The following is a 15,797-nucleotide window of genomic DNA, read 5'->3' as shown; positions in this document are numbered from 1 at the left end:
GGCGGTGGGGGCAGCGGCGTTGCCGGTGGCCCGTAAGTTGTGCCCGTGAAGGTACTGCTGCTGGAGAACATCCATCCGGTCGCGGCGGAGGCGTTCCGGCAGGCGGGGTTCGAGGTCGACGCCCGGTCGGGATCGTTGGGCGAGGACGAGCTCGTCGAGGCGCTGGCCGGGGTGTCGCTGCTGGGCATCCGCTCCAACACCACGGTCACGCCCGCGGTGCTGGAGGCGGGCAAGGACCTGCTGGCCGTGGGCTGCTTCTGCATCGGGACCAACCAGGTCGACCTGGTCGAGGCGGCCGAGCGGGGGGTGGCGGTGTTCAACGCGCCGTTCTCCAACACCCGCAGCGTCGTCGAGCTGGTGCTGGGCGAGATCATCGCGCTGGCCCGGCGGCTGCCGGAGAAGACCCGGCGGATGCACGAGGGCGTGTGGGACAAGTCGGCGCGCGGCAGCCACGAGGTGCGCGGGCGCACGCTGGGCATCGTCGGCTACGGCAACATCGGCACCCAGCTGTCCAACGTCGCCGAGGCCGTCGGCCTGCGGGTGATCTTCTTCGACACCGCCGACCGGTTGGCCCACGGCAACGCCCGGCGGGTCGGGTCGCTGCCCGAGCTGCTGGCCGCGTCGGACTTCGTGAGCCTGCACGTCGACGGGCGCCCCGGGAACGCCGGGCTGTTCGGCGCCGAGCAGTTCGCGCTGATGAAGCCGGGCGCGGTGTTCATCAACGCCTCCCGGGGGATGGTCGTCGACGACGCGGCGCTGCGCGAGAACATCCTGTCCGGGCACCTGTCCGGCGCCGCGATCGACGTCTTCCCGATCGAGCCCAAGGCGCAGGGCGACGCCTTCGAGTCCCCGCTGCGCGGCCTGGACAACGTCATCCTGACCCCGCACGTCGGGGGGTCGACGCAGGAGGCGCAGGAGGAGATCGGGCACTTCGTGTCGGGCAAGCTGCTCGGGTTCGTCACCGCGGGCGCCACCGCGCTGTCGGTGAACCTGCCCCAGGTGGCCCCGCCGCAGCCCGCCGGCGCGTTCCGGCTGGGCTACCTGCACGCCAACACCCCCGGCGTGCTGGCCGACATCACCCGGTTGCTGGCCGACGCCGGGGTGAGCGTCACCGGCCAGTCTCTGTCGACCAAGGGTGAGCGCGGGTACGCCATCACCGATACGGACGCGGAACTGACCGAGGCCGCGCTGTCGGTGCTGGGCGGCTCACCGCAGACCGTGTGGCTGCGTTCCTGGCGGCTCTGACCACCGGCGATCCACCTCCGGTCGTCCCCCGTCCGGCCCGTCACTGGCCCGGACGGGGGACGGCTGTGCGCCGGGGTCGTTGCGTATCGTGCGGCCCGTTGACCAATGCGGCACGCCGCGAGTAGCCTCCGGCTCGCCGCGAGAAATCCGGCAGCATTCGCGCACTCTCCCGGAAGTACGCACGTCGCATGCCGCCCGTGGTCGTGGATCTGATCCGGAAATGGTGGAGCCGTCAATGTCGATCGCTACCCGTGATGCCCTGTCTCACCACAACCAGCCGTCGGTCGATCAATCCGACCGGATCGTCCCGATAAACCTGCGGCAGACGGGCCCGACACCCGTCGAAATGCTGATCTCCACGCGCATCCGCAAGTCGCCCTACTGGCACCTGTCGATGGCGGCCGGCTGCTGGCGGGCCGAGGTCTACAACCGCGTCTACCACCCGCGCGGCTACGTCCGCCCGGAGGACGGCGGCGCGATGGCCGAGTACGACTCGCTGGTCAACGACGTCACGCTGTGGAACGTCGCGGTCGAGCGGCAGATCCGGGTGAAGGGCCCCGACGCGGAGTCCTTCGTCAACCTGGTGATCACCCGCGACGCCACGAAGATCCCGGTGATGCGCGCCCGCTACGTCATCCTGTGCAACGAGAAGGGCGGGATCCTGAACGACCCCGTCCTGTTGCGCATCGCCGAGGACGAATTCTGGTTCAGCCTCTCCGATTCCGATCTCATGCTGTGGCTGCAGGGCGTGAAGGTCGGCCGGCCCTACGACGTCGAGATCGACGAGATCGACGTCGCCCCGGTCCAGATCCAGGGTCCGCGTTCGGTCGACCTGATGACCGACCTGTTCGGCCCCGGCATCGCCGACATCCCCTCCTACGGCCTGATGGAGGGGGAGGTGGCCGGGCACTCCGTGGTCGTCTCGCAGACCGGGTTCACCGGCGAGAAGGGCTACGAGATCTACCTGCGCGACGCCACGCTGCACGCCGAGGAGATGTGGAACGCCGTGCTGGAGGCCGGCAAGGCGCACAACCTGCGCGTCATCGCCCCGGCCCACCACCGGCGGGTGGCCGCCGGGATCCTGTCCTGGGGCCAGGACATGGACGCCGAGACGCTGCCGTTCCAGGTCAACCTGGGCTACCAGGTGCCGCGCACCAAGCAGGCCGACTACATCGGCAGGGCCGCGCTCGAGCGCGCCCGCGGGCTCATCGAGGCGGGGGAGCCGCCGTTCCGGATGGTCATGGTGGGGATGCGGGTCGCCGGCAGGCCGATCGGCGAGTACGCCCCGGACTTCTGGTTGGTCCGCGAGAGCAGCGGCAGCGAGCCCATCGGCTACCTGACCTCGCCGTGGTGGTCGCCCGAGCTCGGCACCAACATCGCGCTCGGCTACGTGCCCGTGGGGCTCTCGGCGATCGGCACCGCGCTGGCCGTCGACCTCCCCGACGAGTACGCCGACGTCCCGGGCACCCCGGTGGCCGCCGAGGTCGTCGAGGTCCCGTTCCGGCCGTCGGTCAACCCGAACACCCGCGAGCGGCTGCGGGAGCGGGGGATGGACGCCGCCGTGTGAGCCGCGCCGGCGTTCCGGGCCCGGCCGGGCCCGGAACGGCCGGTCAGTCGGCCGCGATCCGCAGCACGACCTTGCCCGTGGCGTGCCCGCTCTCGACGAGCGCCAGCGCCTCCCCGGCCTCGTCGAGCGGGCGGACCTCGGTGACGTGCGGGTCGAGCTCGCCTGCGGCCACCAGGCGGGCCAGCTCGTCCAGCACGGCGGTGCTGCGGTCGCGCTCGACGACCCGCCCGCCGACCTCGGCGATCACTGCGCGGTCCGCCACCGAGAACAGCTTGGACCGGTCCCCGACGAGCTGGGCCACGGTGCGCAGGGCGTCGCCACCGGCCAGGTCGAAGACGCCGTCGACGCCCGCCGGTGCGGCGTCGCGCACGCGGTCCAGGACGCCCGGGCCGTAGGCCACCGGGACCGCCCCGAACCCGGCGACCAGCTCGTGCTTGGCCGGGCTCGCGACCCCGATCACCGCCAGCCCCCGCGCCCGCGCCAGCTGCACCGCCGGCACCCCGACGCCGCCGCCCGCCCCGTTCACCAGCAGGGTGGCGCCCGGACCGAGACCGATCTGCTCCAGCATGTCGTGGGCGGTGCCGGCGGCGACCGGCAGGGCCGCGGCCGCCTCCGGCGCGACCCCGGCCGGCCGGTGCGCCGCGAACGACGCGGTGACCAGCGCCTGCTCCGCCCAGCCGCCGACCATCCCCGGGCAGCCGCCGAACACCTCGTCGCCGACGGCGAACCCGCTCACCCCCGGCCCGAGCGCGGTGACCGTGCCGGCGACCTCACGGCCCAGCACCGCGGGGCCCGTGGTGCCGTAGGAGCCGTCGCGGACCCGCCAGTCACCCGGGTTGACCCCGGCCACCCTGACCCTGACCAGCAGTTCGTCCGGGCCCGGGGTGGGCACCGGGACGTCCAGGAAGGTCTGCTTCTCCGGCCCGCCGGTCTCGCTGAACCCGTACGCGCGCATCTGGCTCCTCTCGCCGGGTGTCGACCGTAGTGCTCGCCCGGGCCGATCAGCTGCCGCGCCGGATCTGCGGCGGTATCGGTTGACGGGCGTGCTCTCCTCCTCGTGGAGCGCCGTGGGGCGGCGCACGGGGGAGAGCGCCATGTCCGGATCGTTGTCCGTGGTCGTCGTCGGCGGGGGGATCGGGGGGCTGACCGCGGCGCTCGCGCTCTCGCGGGCCGGCCACGACGTGCGGGTCGTCGAGCAGGCGGCGGGTGCGACCGAGGTGGGGGCCGGCATCCAGCTGGCGCCCAACGCGACCCGCGTGCTGCGCGAGCTGGGCGTGCTGGAGGCCATCGAGCGGGTCGCGGTGCGCCCGGAGGCGTTCGAGTTCCGCCGCTGGGACGACGGGCGGCTGTTGTCCTCGACCCCGCTCGGCGCGTCGATCGAGCGGACCTACGGGGCGCCGTACCTGCACGTGCACCGGGCCGACCTGGTGCGGGTGCTGGCCGACGCCCTCCCGGCCGGCCGGGTCGAGACCGGACGCCGCTGCGCGGGCGTGGCGCAGCGGCCCGGCGGGGCGTGGCTCGGGTTCACCGACGGCTCGGGCGCCGACGTCGACCTCGTGGTGGGCGCCGACGGCATCCACTCGGCGGTGCGCGAGTCGCTGTTCGGGCCGCGGGCCGCCCGGTTCACCGGGCACGCCGCGTACCGGGGCCTGGTGCCCGCCGAGCGGGTGGCCGGGCTGGGGCCGGGCCGGCGGGCCACGGTCAACGTCGGACCCGGAGCGCACCTCGTGCACTACTACGTCGCCGGGGGCCGCCTGCTCAACGTCGTGTGCGTCGTCGAGGAGGGCTCGTGGACGCGCGAGTCGTGGACCGACACGGGCGACCCGCGCCAGCTGCGGGCGGCCTTCGCCGGGTGGCACCCGACCGTGCGCGCGGTCATCGAGGCACTCGACCGCCCGCTCAAGTGGGCCGTGTTCGACCGCGACCCGCTGCCGCGCTGGGGCGCGGGCGCGGTCACCCTGCTCGGCGACGCCTGCCACCCGATGCCGCCCTACGCCGCGCAGGGCGCCGGCCAGGCCATCGAGGACGCCGCCGCCCTCGCCGGCTGCCTGGACGGCGCCGCGGACGTCCCGGGCGCGCTCGTCCGCTACGCGGAGCTGCGCAGGCCCCGCACGGCCCGGGTCCAGGCCATGTCCCGCGACAACGGCACCCGCTTCCACCTCCCCGACGGGCCCGACCAGCTGGCCCGCGACGAGGCGATGGCGTCGTCGTTCGGGATCTCCCCGGACGTCGACTGGCTCTACGGGCAGCCCACCACGATCTCGTCCGGTGGCCGGGAGCGCGCCCGGCACGGATGATGGTGGTGTGGTTGATCTGCGGGTTGGAGGGGTCGGCTCGCTCACCGACCGCGTGACGGCGCTGCGGGCGCGGCTGGGTGCCGACGTCTTCCAGAAGGTCGCCGGTGACGAGGGGCCGGGCCGGCGGGAACGCATCCACAACGCGCCCGGCCCGCGCTGGTTCGCCGAGGACCGCCCCATCCGGCGGGTCCACGGCGACGCGTCGATGTTCGTCGGCGGGCTGCGCGCCCTGCTGCTGCAGTCGCTGCACCCGCTGGCGATGGCCGGGGTCGCCGGCCACTCCGGCTACCGCGGCGACCCGTGGGGCAGGCTCGCGCGCACCAGCTACTTCCTGGCCGCCACGACGTTCGGACCGGACGCGGAGGCGCGCGCCGTGGTCGAGAGGATCAAGGCCGTGCACGAGCGGGTGCGCGGGCGGGCCCCGGACGGCCGCCCGTACTCCGCGGGCGACCCGCACCTGCTGGAGTGGGTGCACATCGCCGAGATCGACAGCTTCCTGCGCGCCCACCAGCGCTACGGGTCGCGCCCGCTCGACCGGGCGGGGCGCGACGGCTACGTCGCCGACACCGCCCGGGTCGCCCGGGAGCTCGGCGTCCCCGACCCACCGGAGACCGAAGCCGAGCTGGCCGACCGGATCGCGGCCTTCCGCCCCGAGCTGGCCGGCACCCCGCAGGCCCGGTCGACCACGCGGTTCCTGCTGCTCAACCCGCCGCTGGCGGTCGCGGCCCGGGCGCCCTACGCGCTGCTGGCCGCGGCCGCGGTCGAACTGCTCCCGCGCTGGGCCCGCGGCCCGCTGCGGCTGCCCTACCTGCCCGTCGTCGAGCACACCCTGGTGCGGGCCGGCGGGCAGGTCGTCACCCACGGCATCCGCTGGGTCATGGCGGCGTAGCCCCCGTCAGGGGCGCAGGGTCGCCACCAGCGGCCGGTGGTCGGAGCTGGGGACCCAGAACGTCTCCGGCTCGCCGATCCGCTCCAATCCCTTCACGAACATGTAGTCGATCTTGTGTACGGCCGGCGAGCCGGGCTTCTCGGCGTCGTTGCCGCCGGTGGGGGCGTTGCGGTCGCGGTCGACGTCGAGCAGGCCGGACTCCTCGAAGACGTCCAGGCGACCGTCCTGGGGCGCCATGTTGAAGTCGCCCATGACCAGCACCCGCTCCCCGCTGCCGGCGGCCGCCCGCCCCACGACGTCGACCTGCGCGGCCTGCAGGTCCAGGCGCCGCTGCCCCTTCTCCTCGCTGTCGCCGCGCTCGGGGCCGATGGTGATGTGCGTGGTCAGCAGCCGGACCGGGGCGCCGGGCACGTCGAGGGTGACGGCCAGGACCGACCGGGGCTCGTCGAGGTCGTCGCCGTCGGGCAGGATCGTCGTCACGGGGTCCACGAGCGGCACCCGCGACAGCACGGCCTGCCCGAACACGACCGGTCCGGCCGCGGTGTCGCGGCAGGTCTCGTAGAGCGCCTCCCGGGCCGGTCCCGGGGCGAGCTCGTAGGTCAGGCCGTGCTCCTCGCGGAGCAGGTCGACGAGGTCCTCGGCGTCGCCGACGCAGATCTCCTGGAAGGCGACGACATCGGGGCGCTGCTCGGCGACGACCGGGGCCCAGTCGGGGGCGTCGTAGGTGTTGGTGCGCACGTTCCAGGTCATCACCCGCAGCTCGGGGGGCGCGGCGGCGGGCGTCGCGGGAGCCGTGGTCGGAGCGGGCGCCGCGGCGGTGGCCGCGCTGGGGCCTGTCGCGGTGGCGGCCGCGCACCCGGACAGGGCGACCAGGGCGAGCGCCAGGACGGTCGCGGCGCGGTTGCCGGGCCCAGACACTTCGAGGCCTCCCACCGGCGCCGGACGTACCCGGCGAGCGTAGCCGCGCGGCGGGGCGGCGCGGCGGCGGGAACCGGCCACGTCCCCGGGCCCGGGGCCGTTCGAGTGATCACGATGCCGGGGCTGCGGGGCGCCGCGTTAGGGTCGCGCCATGACCGTCCCCCTGGCCCACGACCTGCGGGGGGACGGGCCGCTGCTCGTCCTCGTGCACGGCATCACCGAGAACCGCCGCTCGTGGGACCCGCTCACCGACGACCTCGCCCGCGACCATCGGGTCCTGCGCGTCGACCTGCGCGGGCACGGGGAGTCGCCCGGCGGCGACGACTACGGCGTCGCCGCGCTCGCCGACGACGTCGCCGCCGTCGTGGCCCAGGCCGCCCCGGACGGGCCGGCGCCGCTGCTGGTCGGGCACTCGCTGGGCGGGATGGTCGTGACGGCCTACGCGGCCGCGCACGAGGCCCGCGGGGTGGTGAACGTCGACCAGAGCCTCGACCTGGCGCCGCTGCAGGCCGGCGTGCAGGCGCAGGCCGACAACCTGCGGGGGGAGGCGTTCCCGGCCGTCGTCTCGGCCCTGTTCACGTCGATGCGCGGCCCGCTGTCCGACGACGAGTGGGCGCGGCTGGAGGCGCTGCGCCGACCCGACCAGGCGGTCGTGCTGGCCATCTGGGGGCTGCTGCTCGACACCGGCCCGGTCGAGCTGGAGGCGGCCGTGGACGCGATGGTCGACGGGATCACCGCGCCCTACCTGGCCCTCGACGGCGTCGACCCCGGCCCGGGGCATGCCGGGTGGCTGGCCAAGCGCATCCCGCAGGCCCAACTGGAGGTGTGGGACGGGTTGGGGCACTACCCGCACCTGGTCGAGCCGGAGCGGTTCCTGGGGCGGCTGCGCGCGTTCGAGGCGAGCCTCGGCGAGGGCTGAGCGACCTACTGCTGCCGTCTGTTGCTGCCGCGCCGCCGCCTCCGCTCCTCGGCGCCGGCGCGCCTGCGACGGCTCGCAGAGGGTGGTGGCGTCTGCGCAGCGTCGGGTGGGTTGGCGCAGCCCGCCGGCGGGCTGCGAGCACACGTCCCGGGCTGCGAGGCGCGCCCAGGACCGCCCGCCGGGCATGGTTGGTGAGGCGCATCCCGCAAGCCCGACCAGTGCTGCCGCGCCGCTTTCGCTCCTCGGCGCGGCGCGGCTGCGGTGGCTCGCAGAGGTGGTGGTGTCTGCACAGCGTCGGGTGGGTTCTCGCAGCCCGCCGGCGGGTTGCGAGACCACGTCCTGGGCTGCGAGGTGCGCTCGGGGCCGCGGGGCGGCTACTCGGCCGGGTCCGGGGTATGCGGCAAGCCGTGAAGTTGGGGGCTGAACGGGCACCCTGGTCGTTCGGCCACAGGTCAGCGCGTCGAGTCTGCTCTTCGGTTCGGCCCCGGTGCCGGCCCGGGGCGGGCCCGTGACCGGCCGGCGTTGTGCACGCGGTGGCTCGCAGGGGTGGTGGCGTCCGCGCAGCATCAGGTGGGTTGTCGCAGCCCGCCGGCGGGCTGCGGGACCACGTCCTGGGCTGCGAGGTGCCCAGAACCGCCGGCCCCAGGGCGTGCCGAGTGGCTGGTGACGCGCGTCCCGCGAGCCCGACCGTTGCTGCCGCGCCGCTTCCGCTCCCGGCGCGGCGCGCCTGCGGTGGCTCGCAGAGGTGGTGGTGTCTGTGCAGCGTCGGGTGGGTTGGCGCAGCCCGCCGGCGGGTTGCGAGACCATGTCCTGGGCTGCGAGGTGCGGCCAGGACCGTCGGCCCCGGGGCCGTGCCGAGTGGTTGGTGACGCGCGTCCCGCGAGCCCGACCAGTGCTGCCGCGCCGCTTCCGCTCCTCGGCGCTGCGCGCCTGCGGTGGCTCGCAGAGGTGGTGGCGGCAGCGCAGCGTCAGGTGGGTCCTCGCAGCCCGCCGGCGGGCTGCGAGACCATGTTCAGGGCTGCGAGGTGCGCCCAGGACCCCGGCCCCGGGGTGCCGAGTGGGTGGTGACGCGTATCCCGCGGGCCCGACCAGTGCTGCCGCGCCGCTTCCGCTCCTCGGCGCTGGCGCGCCTGCGGTGCGGGTCGGCTTGCCATGGCGGTCCTACTCCAGCGATCCGCACGACTACCGCGTCGAGAACGGACCCGACCTCACCGCCCACGTCGTCGCCGAGGTTGAGCGGCGGCGGGCCCGACCACCGGACCGGCCACCGCCGACCGCGGACACCGGGCCACCGTTCTGATCCAGCTCCGCGAGCGATGCCCACCCTCCGCCACGGCGTTGGGTAGGAGAATGGCAGCGGTTCCGCCTCCACCGATGAGTCGGCGCCGCCGGCGCGGTCCCAGCCGCGTGACGACTCCCGCGTTCGTTCCCGCCCGCCTCGCCCGCCTGCACGACGTCCTCGCCGGTCACGTCGAGCGCGGTGCGGCGCCCGGTCTCGTGTCCCTGGTCTCCCGCCACGGCGAGACCCACGTCGACGTCATCGGTGCCGCCGGGGTCGACGATCCGCGTCCCATGCGGTCCGACGCCGTCTTCCGGATCAGCTCGATGACCAAGCCGATCATCGCGGTGGCCGCCCTCGTCCTGGTCGAGGAGTGCGTGCTGCGCCTGGACGACCCGGTGGAGCGGTTCCTTCCCGAGCTCGCCGACCGGCGGGTCGTGCGGCGCATCGACGGTCCGGTCGACGACACCGTGCCGGCCCGCCGGCCGATCACCCTGCGCGACCTCCTCACGTTCCGCATGGGCAGCGGCATCCACCTCCGGCCCTGCCCGGTCGCGGAGGCGGCGGCCCCGCTGGAGCTGTTCGTCGGACCGCCGCAGCCGGCCGTGCCGCCCGGGCCGGACGAGTGGATGCGGCGCTTCGCCACCCTCCCGCTGATGGCCCAGCCGGGGGAGCGCTGGCTCTACAACACCGGCTCCGACGTGCTCGGCGTGCTGATCGCCAGGGCGTCCGGGCGGAGCCTGCCGGACTTCCTGCGCGAGCGGATCTTCGACCCGCTCGGCATGCCCGACACCGGATTCGCCGTCGGGCCCGGGGCCGCCGACCGACTCGTCGGCGCCTGTGCCACCGACCCGGACACCGGCGCGCTGCGGCCCTACCCGGCCGCCGCGCAGTGGCTCACCGCCCCGGCGTTCCCGTCCGGCGCGGGCGGCCTGGTGAGCACCGCGGCCGACTACCTGGCCTTCGCCGCGATGCTGCGCCGCGGTGGCGCGCCGGTGCTGTCGCGGTCCTCGGTGCGGGTGATGACGACCGACCACCTCACCCCGGCGCAGAAGGCGCTCGGCGGGTTGTTCCCCGACGACTTCGACGGGCGCGGCTGGGGCTTCGGCGTCTCGGTGGTCACCCGCCACGACAACCCGGCCGAGCCGGTGGGCCAGTACGGGTGGGACGGCGGGCTGGGCACGATCTGGCGCAACGACCCCGCCGACGACCTGACGGCCGTGCTGCTCACCAACGCGGCCTGGACGTCCCCGCGCCCACCCGACGTCGCGCGCGACTTCCTGACCGCCGCCCACGCCGCCGTCGCCGGGTGAGCGCCGCTACCGGGTCGCCACGTACACCGCGTTCTGCGGCCGCGGGCTCGGGTGCACGCGCACATCGGTGAACCCGACCTCGGTGAGCATCTCCCGCGCCGCCTCGCGCCCCCACATGGCGCCCAGGCCCTCGCCGCCGCCGTGCAGCGAGATCGGCAGGCAGTGCAGCACGCTCACGCCGAAGGCCTGCGCGGCGCCGGGGTTGCCGGCGACCTCGTCCAGGTCGGCGGAGAACGCGATGTCGACCATGACCAGGACCCCGCCGGGGGCCAGGGCGCGGTGCACTCCCCGCAGCGCCTCCCGGGGACGGCCGAGGTCGTGCACGACGTCGAGCGCGAGCACGACGTCGTAGCGGCCGTCCTCGTCGAGCCGGGCGGCGTCGCCGACGCGGAAGTCGAGGTTGGGCCGGTCGCCGAGCCCGGCGCGGGCCCGCTCGATCGCCTCGGGGACGACGTCGAGGCCGGTCACCCGGGAGGCGGGGAAGGCGTCGGCGATCAGCCGGGCGACCTGGCCGGGGCCGCAGCCGACGTCGAGGACCTCGGCGCCGGCGCGCAGGCGCTCGTGCAGGCCCGGCACGGCGCCGAGGAAGCCGGGTACCAACTGCTCCTCGTAGAGGTAGCGGCGCGACCCGCCCAGCGAAGCGCCGGCACGCTGGGCGTAGGTCGCGGCGGGGATGCCGGCGCCGTCGCGGAACCGGTCGGCCACCTCGGGGACCATCGCGGTGAGCCGGGTGAGCATCTCCGCGCCCGGGGCGGTGTTGGCCGCGGTGGCGCCGCTGAGCAGGCGGGCGTAGCCGGGGGCGAACCGGTACCGCCCGGTCCCGGAGTCCCACTCCACGATGCCGCCACCGACCAGCCCGCCCAGCCACTCCCGGACGTAGCGGGGAGCGGCGCCGGCGCGGGCGGCGAGCTCGTCGGAGGTGGCCGGGCCGGCGGCGAGCGCGTCGAGCAGGCCGAGTCGGTGGCCCAGGCCGATCAGGCTGACCAGGACGTGGCCCAGCGCCAGCTCGGTCAGGCGGGCGACGGCTGTGTCGGCGGCTGTGTCGGCGGCTGTGTCGGCGGCTGTGTCGGAAGCGGTGTCGGAAGCGGTCGTCTCGTCCATCGCCACCGATCGTGGCAGCCTCAGCCGCCCAGGTGCGCCGCGGCGACCTTCTTCGGCACCACCATCCGCCAGGCGTCCAGCACGAGCTCGCGCATGCGCTCCTCGTCGAGCTCGGCCGTCCAGGCGTGCACCCAGTTGAACCGCATGTCGGACTCGCCCGGCAGGTGGAACACGGTCGGCTCGGCGGCGACGAGGTCGGCGCGCTCCTCCTTGGGGAACGCGAACCCCATGACGGTCTCGTCGCGGGAGAAGGCGACGTAGACGATCTGGCCGACGCGGAACTTCACCCGGTCGCGGATCAGGTGCTCGGTGGAGCGGGGCAGCGGTCCGGCCACCCGGCGCACGTCCTCGACGGTCACCACCAGCCCACCATAGGGGCCGGGGCGGATCTCAGCGATCGCTCAGCATGCGGTCACGGCGCCCCGGCGGCTGCCCCTAGCGTGTCAAGGGCGTCACCCGTCCGGCTGCGGACCCCGGTGGCGGCACTCGCGCGTCCGACAGGCAGGTTGTCCCGATGACCGTCATCGCCCGATCGATCCGCCGGCACCCCCGGCGCTACACGGCCCTCCTGGTCGTGCTCGTGCTGGCGGTCGCGGCCACGATCTGGCTCGTCGGCCGGTCGGCCGGGGCCGTGGAACCGGAGGTGGCCACCGCGCGGACGGGCCAGCTCGACCGCACCGTCGTGGTGACCGGGACGGTGGAGCCCACCCAGCGCGCCGACCTCGACTTCCCGGCCGGCGGGGAGGTCGTCTCGGTCACCGCGGTGGTCGGCCAGCAGGTCGCCGCCGGGCAGGAGCTGGCCGCCGTCGACTCGGCGTCGCTGTCGGGCCAGGTCGCCCAGGCGCGCTCGGCGCTGGCCTCGGCCGAGGCGCGACTGGCCGCCGACCGCTCCGCCGACGCCTCCGCCGAGCAGATCGCCGCCGACCGGGCCGCGGTCGACTCCGCGCGGGCCCAGCTCGACGTCGCCCGGCGCAACGAGTCCAACGCGACGCTCACCGCCCCCTTCGCCGGCACGGTCGCCGCCGTCAACGTGACGGTCGGCGAGCAGGTGACCGGGGGCGTCGGCGGCTCGTCCGCGGCGTCCGCCGCCGCGGCCGCGGCCGGTGGGGCGGGCCAGGGCGGCGCGGGTGGTGGCGGCATCAGCGCCAGCGGCGGGGCGGCGGTGTCCTCGGGGTCGACGGCGGCCACGGCCGCCCCCGGCACGGCCGACGTCGTCGTGGTCAGCACCGGCTCCTACATCGTCGACGCCACCGTGGACGACACCCAGGTCGGCGAGCTGCGCGCCGGCCTGACCGCGAACATCACCCCCAACGGCGCCGTCGACCCGGTCCCCGGCACCGTCGAGTCGGTCGCGCTGGTGGCCACCTCGACCTCCGGCGTCGCCGGCTACCCGGTCACCATCGCCGTGACCGGCAGCCCGCCCGGCCTGCACATCGGCTCGACCGCCCAGGTCGAGATCGTCACCGAGCGCATCACCGACGCCGTGCTGGTGCCGAGCGCGGCCGTGCGCGGCACCGGCGACGAGACCACGGTCGTCGTCCGCGACGGGGAGCAGGACGTGACCCGCCCGGTGGAGGTCGGCGCGACCTCCGGCGGGCGCACGCAGGTCCTGCGCGGCCTGGCCTCCGGCGAGCAGGTCGTGCTGCCCGCGGCGGGCGAGGCGCCCCCGGCGTCCGGGTTCGGCAGCTTCGGTGGCAACCGCAACGGCGGTGGCGGCGGCGACGGGAACGGCGGCGACGGGAACAGCGGCGACGGGAACGGCGGCGACGGGAACGGCGGCGGCGGTAGCACGCCGCCGAGCGGCCGGTCCGGGGGCGGCTCGTGAGCTCTCCCGCGGCCCCGGCGACCGGCGAGCCGCTCATCGAGCTCGACGGCACCAGCAAGACCTACCGCAGCGGCGAGATCGAGGTCGCCGCGCTGCGCCCGACCACGCTGCGCATCGACAGCGGCGAGTTCGTCGCGATCATGGGGCCGTCCGGCTCCGGCAAGTCGACGCTGATGAACGTGCTGGGCTGCCTGGACGTCGCCACCGCCGGCACGTACCGGTTGGCCGGGGCCGACGTCGGGGCGCTGTCGGAGGTCGAGCTCGCCGAGATCCGCAACCGGCGGATCGGCTTCGTGTTCCAGCAGTTCAACCTGCTCGCCTCGATGCCGGCGTGGCGCAACGTCGAGCTGCCGCTCTGCTACGCGGGCGTGGCGCGGGCCGAGCGCCGCGAGCGCGCGCTGGCCGCGCTCGACCGCGTCGGGCTGGCCGACCGCAGCGACCACCGCCCCGGGGAGCTGTCCGGCGGGCAGCAGCAGCGGGTGGCGGTGGCCCGCGCGCTGGTCACCGAGCCCGCGCTGCTGCTGGCCGACGAGCCCACCGGCAACCTCGACTCGACCGCCACCGCCGACGTGCTCGGCCTGCTGACCGAGTTGCACGCCACCGGCCGCACGGTCGTCCTCATCACCCACGAGGACGACGTCGCCGCCGCGGCCGGGCGGGTCGTGCGGCTGCACGACGGCACGGTCGTCTCCGACGAGCCGAACCGGCCCGGCGCGCACCGGGCGCGGAAGGTCCTGTCGTGAACTGGTGGGAGACCATCCGGACCGGCTACGACGCCGTCCGCGCGCACCGGCTGCGCTCCGCGCTGACCATGCTGGGCATCCTGATCGGCATCGCCGCGGTGATGCTCACCGTCGGGCTCGGCCTCGGCGCCCAGGCCACCATCGGCGCCCAGATCAACTCGCTGGGCAGCAACCTGCTCGTCGTCACCCCCGGCAGCGCGACCACCAACGGCGTGCGCGGCGGGCAGGGCAGCGCGGCCACCCTCACCCTCGCCGACGCCACCGCGCTGGCCGACCCGCAGGTCGCCCCGGACGTGGCGGGCGTCGCCCCGACGGTGCAACGCCCCGGCCCGCTGGCCGTCGCCGGCACCAACTGGACGACCAGCGTCGTCGGCACCACCGAGGACTGGTCGCAGGTGCGGGCCCGCACCGTCAGCAACGGCCGGTTCCTCACCGCCGAGGACGTCAGCGGCAAGGCGGCGGTCGTCGTCCTGGGCTCGACGACGGCGAGCGAGCTGTTCGGCGAGGAGAACGCGGTCGGGCGGACGGTGACCGTGTCCGGGGTGCCGATGACCGTGGTCGGCATCCTCGACCCCGGCGGCAGCTCCCCACTGGGCGACCAGGACGACCAGGCCGTCGTCCCGATCAGCGTGGCCGCCGAGCGGATCTTCGGCGGCGCCGCCCGCACCACCGTGCAGACGATCTTCGTGCAGGCGCAGAGCACCGAGGCGCTCTCGGCGGCCCACCAGGAGGTCAGCCAGTTGCTGCTGGCGATGCACCGCATCACCGACCCGACGGCGCCCGACTTCACCATCACCACCCAGCAGTCCATCCTCGACATCGCCAACTCGATCACCGGGGCGCTCACCGCGGTGCTCAGCGGCATCGCCGGGATCTCGCTGCTGGTCGGCGGCATCGGCGTCATGAACATCATGCTGGTCTCGGTGACCGAGCGGATCCGCGAGATCGGCCTGCGCAAGGCGCTGGGCGCCACGCCCACGGTCATCCGCCGCCAGTTCCTGGTCGAGGCCGCGGTGCTCGGGCTGGCCGGCGGCATCGCCGGGGTGGTCGTCGGCATCGCCGGGTCGGCGGCGCTGTCGAACGCGCTGGGCCAGCCGATCGTCGTCTCGCCGTCGGCCACGCTGCTGGCGCTGGCGGTCTCGATCGGCATCGGCCTGCTGTTCGGCGTCTACCCGGCCAGCCGGGCCGCCCGGCTGGCCCCCATCGACGCGCTGCGCAGCGAGTGAGTGGAGACCAGCTGATGACAGCCATGACCGGTGCCCCGCGCCGCCGCCGCCTCTGGATCATCGCCCTGGTGGTCGTGGTGCTGCTGGCCGCGCTGGCGGTCTTCGCCGCCACCGCCGGCTCGGCCGCGCCCCGGTACCGCACCGCCGCGGCCGGACCGGGCGACGTGACCGTCACCCTGGACGCCGCCGGCTCCATCCAGCCGGTCGACCGCGCCGACCTGGCCTTCCCGGTCGGGGGCAGCATCGCCGTCGTCGACGTGGCGGTCGGGCAGCAGGTGAGCGCGGGCACGGTGCTGGCCCGCCTGGACACCACCGCCCTGGACGCCGGGGTGGCGGCGGCCGAGTCGCAGCTGGCCACGGCCAGGGCCCGGCTGGCCGCCGACGAGGACGGCACCGGCACCGCCGGTCTGTCCGGGGTCGGGGCGCCGGGCGCCGCGGCGGCCGGGCGCAACCTGCGGCTGCCGAGCGCGCCGCC

General features: G+C 75.4%; 13 protein-coding genes and 1 pseudogene. 10 read left to right on the top strand and 4 right to left on the bottom strand.

From position 1 onward, the window contains the following. Positions 1 to 45 precede the first annotated feature (45 nt). Both serA and KIK08_RS04780 read left to right on the top strand, forming a co-directional pair. Positions 46 to 1,245, top strand: a complete 1,200-nt coding sequence (gene serA / locus KIK08_RS04785) for a phosphoglycerate dehydrogenase (RefSeq protein WP_214401757.1) — start codon at positions 46 to 48, stop codon at positions 1,243 to 1,245. Positions 1,246 to 1,591: 346 nt separating this feature from the next. Beyond that, on the top strand, positions 1,592 to 2,812 hold the full coding sequence (locus KIK08_RS04780; RefSeq protein WP_214401756.1) for a glycine cleavage T C-terminal barrel domain-containing protein: 1,221 nt from the start codon (positions 1,592 to 1,594) through the stop codon (positions 2,810 to 2,812). Positions 2,813 to 2,855: 43 nt separating this feature from the next. Here the strand turns inward: KIK08_RS04780 and KIK08_RS04775 are convergent, their stop codons facing one another. Beyond that, complete coding sequence (locus KIK08_RS04775) at positions 2,856 to 3,767, bottom strand: NADP-dependent oxidoreductase (RefSeq protein WP_214401755.1); 912 nt, start codon at positions 3,765 to 3,767, stop codon at positions 2,856 to 2,858. 139 nt (positions 3,768 to 3,906) lie between these two features. Between KIK08_RS04775 and KIK08_RS04770 the strand changes: the two genes are divergently transcribed. Continuing rightward, positions 3,907 to 5,109 (top strand): FAD-dependent monooxygenase, encoded by a 1,203-nt coding sequence (locus KIK08_RS04770; RefSeq protein WP_250556312.1) that lies wholly within the window; start codon positions 3,907 to 3,909, stop codon positions 5,107 to 5,109. Positions 5,110 to 5,116: 7 nt separating this feature from the next. Then, on the top strand, positions 5,117 to 5,998 hold the full coding sequence (locus KIK08_RS04765; RefSeq protein ID WP_308257395.1) for an oxygenase MpaB family protein: 882 nt from the start codon (positions 5,117 to 5,119) through the stop codon (positions 5,996 to 5,998). A 6-nt stretch (positions 5,999 to 6,004) separates the two neighbouring features. Here the strand turns inward: KIK08_RS04765 and KIK08_RS04760 are convergent, their stop codons facing one another. Then, on the bottom strand, positions 6,005 to 6,916 hold the full coding sequence (locus KIK08_RS04760; RefSeq protein WP_214401754.1) for an endonuclease/exonuclease/phosphatase family protein: 912 nt from the start codon (positions 6,914 to 6,916) through the stop codon (positions 6,005 to 6,007). Between the two features lie 151 nt (positions 6,917 to 7,067). Between KIK08_RS04760 and KIK08_RS04755 the strand changes: the two genes are divergently transcribed. Further along, positions 7,068 to 7,835 (top strand): alpha/beta fold hydrolase, encoded by a 768-nt coding sequence (locus KIK08_RS04755; RefSeq protein WP_214401753.1) that lies wholly within the window; start codon positions 7,068 to 7,070, stop codon positions 7,833 to 7,835. A gap of 1,407 nt (positions 7,836 to 9,242) precedes the next feature. Then, positions 9,243 to 10,427, top strand: a complete 1,185-nt coding sequence (locus KIK08_RS04750; protein ID WP_308257394.1) for a serine hydrolase domain-containing protein — start codon at positions 9,243 to 9,245, stop codon at positions 10,425 to 10,427. A 6-nt stretch (positions 10,428 to 10,433) separates the two neighbouring features. On the opposite strand, the gene KIK08_RS04745 is transcribed toward KIK08_RS04750, so the two are convergent. Continuing rightward, a complete protein-coding gene (locus tag KIK08_RS04745) occupies positions 10,434 to 11,528 on the bottom strand; it encodes a class I SAM-dependent methyltransferase (RefSeq protein WP_214401751.1) in 1,095 nt (364 codons plus the stop codon). A 20-nt stretch (positions 11,529 to 11,548) separates the two neighbouring features. Then, positions 11,549 to 11,890 (bottom strand): MmcQ/YjbR family DNA-binding protein, encoded by a 342-nt coding sequence (locus tag KIK08_RS04740; RefSeq protein WP_214401750.1) that lies wholly within the window; start codon positions 11,888 to 11,890, stop codon positions 11,549 to 11,551. Between the two features lie 152 nt (positions 11,891 to 12,042). Between KIK08_RS04740 and KIK08_RS04735 the strand changes: the two genes are divergently transcribed. From KIK08_RS04735 to KIK08_RS04720, 4 genes and pseudogenes are all read left to right on the top strand, one after another. Beyond that, positions 12,043 to 13,353, top strand: a complete 1,311-nt coding sequence (locus tag KIK08_RS04735) for an efflux RND transporter periplasmic adaptor subunit (protein WP_214401749.1) — start codon at positions 12,043 to 12,045, stop codon at positions 13,351 to 13,353. Next, complete coding sequence (locus KIK08_RS04730) at positions 13,350 to 14,096, top strand: ABC transporter ATP-binding protein (protein WP_214401748.1); 747 nt, start codon at positions 13,350 to 13,352, stop codon at positions 14,094 to 14,096. The genes KIK08_RS04735 and KIK08_RS04730 overlap by 4 nt, the downstream gene beginning before the upstream one ends. Then, entirely contained in the window at positions 14,093 to 15,322 is a 1,230-nt protein-coding gene (locus KIK08_RS04725) for an ABC transporter permease (RefSeq protein ID WP_214401747.1), read from the top strand. Before KIK08_RS04730 ends, KIK08_RS04725 begins: the two co-directional genes overlap by 4 nt. A 14-nt stretch (positions 15,323 to 15,336) precedes the next feature. Next, positions 15,337 to 15,797, top strand: a pseudogene (locus KIK08_RS04720) (hypothetical protein); the annotation flags it as partial.

Source organism: Pseudonocardia lacus, from assembly GCF_018531445.1.
Classification (GTDB): Bacteria; Actinomycetota; Actinomycetes; order Mycobacteriales; family Pseudonocardiaceae; genus Pseudonocardia; species Pseudonocardia lacus.
The sequence above is the reverse complement of the archived record's forward strand: the minus strand, read 5'-3'. Positions and strand labels throughout refer to the sequence as shown.

What these genes read in the sequence shown, in the direction of transcription:
- KIK08_RS04755 (WP_214401753.1), top strand. Translation starts at nt 7,068, where the DNA reads ATGACCGTCCCCCTGGCCCACGACCTGCGGGGGGACGGGCCGCTGCTC.
- KIK08_RS04735 (WP_214401749.1), top strand. Translation starts at nt 12,043, where the DNA reads ATGACCGTCATCGCCCGATCGATCCGCCGGCACCCCCGGCGCTACACG.
- KIK08_RS04780 (WP_214401756.1), top strand. Translation starts at nt 1,592, where the DNA reads ATGCTGATCTCCACGCGCATCCGCAAGTCGCCCTACTGGCACCTGTCG.
- KIK08_RS04770 (WP_250556312.1), top strand. Translation starts at nt 3,907, where the DNA reads ATGTCCGGATCGTTGTCCGTGGTCGTCGTCGGCGGGGGGATCGGGGGG.
- KIK08_RS04745 (WP_214401751.1), bottom strand. Translation starts at nt 11,528, where the DNA reads ATGGACGAGACGACCGCTTCCGACACCGCTTCCGACACAGCCGCCGAC.
- KIK08_RS04775 (WP_214401755.1), bottom strand. Translation starts at nt 3,767, where the DNA reads ATGCGCGCGTACGGGTTCAGCGAGACCGGCGGGCCGGAGAAGCAGACC.